6 protein-coding genes are annotated in these 5,853 nt (G+C 38.3%); 4 read left to right on the top strand and 2 right to left on the bottom strand.

Annotated elements, in window-relative coordinates; translation table 11 throughout:
* Window positions 1-206 precede the first annotated feature (206 nt).
* Complete coding sequence (locus ABES03_RS10770; RefSeq protein WP_430117291.1) at window positions 207-1,679, bottom strand: aminotransferase class I/II-fold pyridoxal phosphate-dependent enzyme; 1,473 nt, start codon at window positions 1,677-1,679, stop codon at window positions 207-209.
* A gap of 210 nt (window positions 1,680-1,889) precedes the next feature.
* Here ABES03_RS10770 and ABES03_RS10765 point away from each other — a divergent pair, with 210 nt between their 5' ends.
* Complete coding sequence (locus tag ABES03_RS10765) at window positions 1,890-2,849, top strand: NAD(P)H-dependent flavin oxidoreductase (RefSeq protein WP_430117290.1); 960 nt, start codon at window positions 1,890-1,892, stop codon at window positions 2,847-2,849.
* A 233-nt stretch (window positions 2,850-3,082) separates the two neighbouring features.
* Window positions 3,083-3,352, top strand: a complete 270-nt coding sequence (locus tag ABES03_RS10760; RefSeq protein WP_307289118.1) for a UPF0223 family protein — start codon at window positions 3,083-3,085, stop codon at window positions 3,350-3,352.
* A 327-nt stretch (window positions 3,353-3,679) separates the two neighbouring features.
* Here the strand turns inward: ABES03_RS10760 and ABES03_RS10755 are convergent, their stop codons facing one another.
* Complete coding sequence (locus tag ABES03_RS10755; protein WP_430117289.1) at window positions 3,680-4,312, bottom strand: YktB family protein; 633 nt, start codon at window positions 4,310-4,312, stop codon at window positions 3,680-3,682.
* A gap of 180 nt (window positions 4,313-4,492) precedes the next feature.
* On the opposite strand from ABES03_RS10755, the gene ABES03_RS10750 reads away from it, so the two are divergent.
* Together ABES03_RS10750 and ABES03_RS10745 are read left to right on the top strand one after the other, a co-directional pair.
* Window positions 4,493-4,687, top strand: a complete 195-nt coding sequence (locus ABES03_RS10750; protein ID WP_308080315.1) for a hypothetical protein — start codon at window positions 4,493-4,495, stop codon at window positions 4,685-4,687.
* A 277-nt stretch (window positions 4,688-4,964) separates the two neighbouring features.
* Window positions 4,965-5,762 carry an inositol monophosphatase family protein gene (locus ABES03_RS10745; protein WP_430117288.1) on the top strand — a complete coding sequence of 266 codons (798 nt, stop codon included), beginning with the start codon at window positions 4,965-4,967 and terminating at the stop codon, window positions 5,760-5,762.
* Window positions 5,763-5,853: the final 91 nt, after the last annotated feature.

Genomic DNA, 5,853 nt, shown 5'->3' with positions numbered 1-5,853 from the left:
GGTAAGGGGAAAAGCTCACGGACCGGTAAACATAAAAAATTTCTTGACCTAAAGGATGATGGGAACCAATTTCCACAAATATTTTCATGCGAAAAATGTGGTGGGGTATCCAGGATATTATAAGGAAGTCCATGGCATAGTATACAGATTCGGATATTCTCTAACAAAAAAAGGACCGGGCGGTTTTTGCCCGGTATTTCTTAATTTTATTTAATTGCTTTATACTCTTTTATTACATGGATGGTTTTCATTTCATCATCTTCTGGCCCCTGTACAGGTAAGCCGGCTTCTAGATTTTCCTTAATGTAATGAAGATTTTCCTTAGTGATAATCTCACCTGGGATAAAAATTGGAATCCCTGGAGGATAAACCATTACAAATTCCGCAATAATTCTTCCTTCAGATTCATCGAATGGGATCACTTCGGTCTCTGCATAAAAAGCATCTCTAGGGGTTAAAGCCAGTACAGGGATTTCAGGTAAAAGAACTTCAACTGGTTCAACCTTTGTGGAACGGTGTGCACATTCCTCAGCAAGCTCTTTCAGGGCTTTTACTAAGAGATTTGTTTCTACTTCTGTGTCACCAAGTGTGATAATACAAAGGATGTTATACAGGTCAGAAAGCTCTACTTCAATGTTATGATTTTCTCTCAACCATTTCTCAACATCGTAACCTGTTAACCCTAAATCTTTCACTGAGATAATTAGTTTGGTTGGGTCGTAATCAAATGTGGCATTAGAGCCTAAAATTTCTTCACCGATGCAACGAATATGTTCGATCTCATTAATTTTTTTACGAGTGGATTGCGCTAATTTGATCGTTCGATCAATTAACTCCTTCCCTTTTGTTGCTAATTGCTTTCGGGCAGTATCAAGTGATGCTAATAATAAATAGGATGTTGAAGTCGTTGTAAGCATGCTTAAAATCGATTGTACATGCTTGGCAGAGACTAACCCCTCTCGTACATTTAAAATGGAACTCTGAGTCATAGAGCCACCTAATTTGTGGACGCTAGTTGCTGCTATATCTGCACCAGCCTGCATAGCTGAAAGAGGAAGTTCATCATGAAAATGAATGTGAACACCATGCGCCTCATCTACTAAAACAGGAATATTGTAAGAATGAGCAATTTCAACGATTTTCTTTAGGTCACCAGAAATTCCGAAGTAGGTTGGATTAATTACTAATACCCCCTTCGCATCTGGGTGCTGTTGTAATGCCCGTTCTACTGCTTCTGGAGTGATTCCGTGAGAAATCCCTAATTCCCGGTCGATTTCCGGATGAATAAACACCGGAATAGAACCAGAGAAAACAATTGCAGACATAATAGATTTATGAACATTTCTTGGGATAATAATTTTCTCACCAGGGCCACAAACAGCCATCACCATCGCGATAATAGCACCGCTAGTACCTTGAACAGAAAAGAAGGTATGGTCGGCGCCAAACGCTTCTGCTGCTAGTTCCTGTGCTTTTTTAATCATTCCCTTAGGTGAATGTAAGTCATCAAGTGGACCAATGTTAATAAGGTCTATAGATAGGGCGTTATCACCGATAAATTGGCGAAACTCTGGATCCATTCCAGCCCCTTTTTTATGGCCAGGAATATGAAACTGAGTAGGATTTTTTTTTGCATGTTCCAATAAACCGCTAAATAACGGTGTTTGATTTTGTGACAATCTAACTACACCTCTTTATAAAAAAATACTCTTAAAATCAGTCAAGAAAAACATAAAACAAAGGAATTATAGCACTATTCTTTTATATTGCATAGGATTTATTTCTCCCTTAACGCTTTTGTTTGTTTCAAGTTAGTTTCCCATTAAGAGAGGAAAATTAACCTTTTAAGACGAAATAACAAGTAATTAACATTTAGGAGGGAATTTCATTTGAATTGGCGAACACGAGTTACCGAGATTTTAAACATTCAATATCCAATCATACAAGGCGGTTTAGCCTATCTAGCGTATTCTGAATTAGCTGCCGCTGTCTCCAATGCCGGGGGACTTGGTCAGATTACTGCGATGTCCTTGAGTCATCCCGATCATTTGCGCGAGGAAATCCGAAAAGTGAAGCAATTAACGAACAATCCATTTGGGGTCAATTTTGCAATAGGTCAACATGGCAGATCGTTTTCAGAATTTTTACAGGTTGCTATTGATGAAAAAGTTCCTGTCGTTTCCATGACCGGGGGAAATCCGGCTCCGATATTTGAACAGTTAAAAGGAACCCAAATAAAAACACTAGTCCTTGTTGCTGCAAGAAGGCAGGCAGTCAAAGCTGAAGAACTAGGTGCAGATGCAGTAATGGTTGTAGGTCAGGAAGGTGGTGGCCACCTAGGCAGGGATGATATAGGGACCATGGTATTAATCCCTCAAGTCGTAGATGCTGTTTCCATTCCTGTTATCGCATCTGGTGGAATTGGAGATGGAAGAGGATTAATGGCAGCGCTTAGTCTAGGGGCAGAGGGAATTGAAATGGGAACAAGATTTATTGCCACAAAGGAATGTGTTCATGCAAATGAACTTTATAAGAAAAGGTTAGTAGAAGGCTCAGAATCAGATACGGTTGTGATCAAGAGGTCGTTAGGAACACCAGCAAGAGCGATCGCGAATGGTTGGACTGATAAAATCCTTGAAATCGAGAAAAATAAAGGTGACTATACTGAGTTAAAGGACTTTATTAGTGGAGTTGCGAATAAACGCTATATCTACGAGGGAGCCGAAGATGAAGGGTTTGCGTGGGCTGGCCAAGTAATGGGTTTAATAAAAGATGTGCCATCTGTAGGAGAGCTATTTGAGCGGATGATAATAGAAGCGGAAGAAATTCGTGCAAAGTGGGGAAAATAAAGGTATCATACTCTTTATTGAAAGGCAGTGTTAAAGAACATTGTTGATTTTATACCCTGTTGATTGGAGTGGAAGGCGCGAAGACTCCTGCGGGAGTAGCGTGTCAGGGGATACCCCGCAGGAGCAAAGCGACGAGGAGGCTCCCCGACTGCCCGCGGAAAGCGAAGCGCCTGGAACGGAAATCAACAGACAACTTTAACAAGGCCTATTGAAAATAGTTAGAAGGTGAAACAATGGAGTACCAATACCCAATTGATTACAGCTGGTCCACCGATGAGATTGTTGATGTAATTAAATTCTTTGAGGCCATCGAAAAAGCATATGAAAAAGGAATTGAACGTGATGAGTTAATGAAGGTCTATCGTCGGTTTAAGGAAATAGTTCCTAGCATAGCTGAAGAAAAGACTGTTTGTGGCGAGTTTGAAGAGATAAGTGGTTATTCTTCGTATCGTACAATTAAAAAAGCCAAAGAAGCCTCATCAGGTGACAAAATTAAAATGTAAAAAAGACAGCTCCCGAGTTATCTTGGGAGCTGTCTTTTTTTTGTTTTGAATCAGCAAATATAAGCCAAATGGGTACCATACAAGGGTATTACCTGACCAAACAAGTCAACTGTGAACGATTTGGGTAACATAGAAAGGTTCTACGTGACCGAACAAGCTACTGTGAACGATTTGGTAACATAGAAAGGTTCTACGTGACCGAACAAGCCAACTGAGAACGATTTGGGTAACATAGAAAGGTTCTACGTGACCCAACAATCCACCTAATAGCAAAATGAGAAAAATAAATAAGTTCTATCGTAACCAAAATTTTAATAACAAGCTTTTTTATTTTATATCTTGAGCTAGTTTATATAACGGTGCAACTGCTTGAAAAACATGTTCAATTTGCTGGATCAACCCCTCAGCACCCAACTCAATTGCCCTTTCTTTATCGATGGTTAAACCACATAGTAATTCTGCTTTTTTTACCCTCTTTAGCCTTTCGAAAATAGCTATTAATTCTTTCTTAGAAAGCTCGTCTTGATTTACTGTATCTGGTTTCGTGTGGTCAAGTGACCATACAAATTCAGACGGAACTTCCTTATATATTTTATTTGCTTTTTTTAGAAATCTCTCAGCAATTGTATTTTTGGATGGTGCTTCATATATAACTGCAAACCAAATGAATAAATGGGTATTCCACAACCCAATTTGAAAGTGGGGAAGCATTTTATATCCTCTAGAATTATTGGCAAATGCAACCCATGTATCCTTTGGTGGATTGATTGTTCTTCTAGCATGTTTAGCTACATGTACAAACATTTCATCACCAGTAAGTGTAGATAAGGTAGGTGCAAAATATTGACCAAGTTCTTCAAGTTTTGGACGAATAGTACTTTTTAATGCTTCCATTCTTGCCTCTAAGCCATCTATTAAAAAAACATCAAAATCCTCATGTGTAAATCCCTTGAAATCCATCAAAATACCTCCAACAAGCCATTTGTCACTTATTGTAGCATAGTAGAGAAAATTGAAGAAGTTTGTTGCTCTTCTAGGTAAGAGCACATATTTGTTGCAACATATCAAGCAGACTCATATTATACAGTAAAAAAAAAATAATCTGAAAAATAAGTAATAAAAAGAAAGGGGAGAAGAAAGATGAAACAACTAATGAATACTTCTTTAAAAAAAGCAGGCGAAAAGGAAAGAACAGCTGTATTAAGATTAGAAATGGATTATGAATTAGCTACATTATTTGAAGCAATTGAAGAGAAGAATGAGAAGAAAATGAAGGAATGTAAACAAAAGTTAGAGAGAATTCGTCAGGAATTATTACGTTTAAAGGCTCTTTAATAGCACTTTTATGAACCCTAAGTACTTATTTATCTAAAGGGAAACATATAAGAAGGGACAGAAAAAGAATAGTGAAGGGATTTACCTAAACGAACTCCGGAAATTCAGTAAGGGGAGTTCGTTTATTATTGTGCATGTGTGTGATTAATTTAACTTAAAACAAAATATGTCAAAAAGTTGATGTGCCCCCTTAATTTGATTAAGCTATAAGTACATCAATGGAATGGTCATGTTCCATACTACATACATTGGAAAATAAGATCATTGGAGGTAAATAATGAATTGGGAAGAAGTTTATACTCATGCCAAGCAATGGGTAAAGGAAGCCGGAGAGACTATTCGATTATCCTTTGATAAGACATTGAATATCCAGACGAAAACAAACCGTAATGATCTCGTAACGAATATGGATAAAGAAATAGAACAGTTTTTTATAAAGAAAATTAGGGAAGTTTATCCCAGTCATCATATTATGGGGGAAGAAGGATTTGGTGACGAATTTAAAACCCTTGAGGGGGTTGTCTGGCTGATTGATCCGATAGATGGAACGATGAATTTTATCCATCAACAAAGGAATTTTGCCATTTCTCTTGGCGTGTACGAAAACGGAATAGGCCAAGTAGGACTTATTTATGATGTAGTTCATGATGAGTTATACCATGCCAAACGTGGGGATGGCGCCTTTATAAATGATAAGCCCATCCCACCCTTAAAAGAAGCAAAATTGGAGGATTCCATCCTTGCTCTAAATGCTACCTGGGTTATGGAGAATCACCGTATTGATCATCATTTAATGATCCCACTAGTTAGAGCTGCAAGGGGGACTCGTTCATATGGAACGGCCGCACTTGAAATGGTGTTTGTGGCAACAGGCCGGGTTGATGCGTATTTGTCGATGAGGTTATCTCCATGGGATGTTGCTGCAGGGGCAATCATTGTAGAAGAACTTGGTGGAGTAGTAACAAATTTAAGAGGTGAAAAACTGAATTTTATTTCCAATGATTCTTTGTTCACCGCAAAACCAGGTTTGCATCAAACCATTTTAAAAGAATATTTAAAAAATGGTAAATGGTAAAAAAGAAGCCTCGATGGCTTCTTTTTTACATTTTAGGAAAGTAAATTTCGACTTTGAGAATCGTCCAGCTTCAGCGCCTAGCCCCTCGGGT

It is taken from the genome of Neobacillus rhizosphaerae, from assembly GCF_050477885.1.
GTDB lineage: Bacteria > Bacillota > Bacilli > Bacillales > Cytobacillaceae > Neobacillus > Neobacillus rhizosphaerae_A.
The sequence above is the reverse complement of the archived record's forward strand: the minus strand, read 5'-3'. Positions and strand labels throughout refer to the sequence as shown.

What these genes read in the sequence shown, in the direction of transcription:
- ABES03_RS10745 (WP_430117288.1), top strand. Translation starts at nt 4,965, where the DNA reads ATGAATTGGGAAGAAGTTTATACTCATGCCAAGCAATGGGTAAAGGAA.
- ABES03_RS10760 (WP_307289118.1), top strand. Translation starts at nt 3,083, where the DNA reads ATGGAGTACCAATACCCAATTGATTACAGCTGGTCCACCGATGAGATT.
- ABES03_RS10750 (WP_308080315.1), top strand. Translation starts at nt 4,493, where the DNA reads ATGAAACAACTAATGAATACTTCTTTAAAAAAAGCAGGCGAAAAGGAA.
- ABES03_RS10755 (WP_430117289.1), bottom strand. Translation starts at nt 4,312, where the DNA reads ATGGATTTCAAGGGATTTACACATGAGGATTTTGATGTTTTTTTAATA.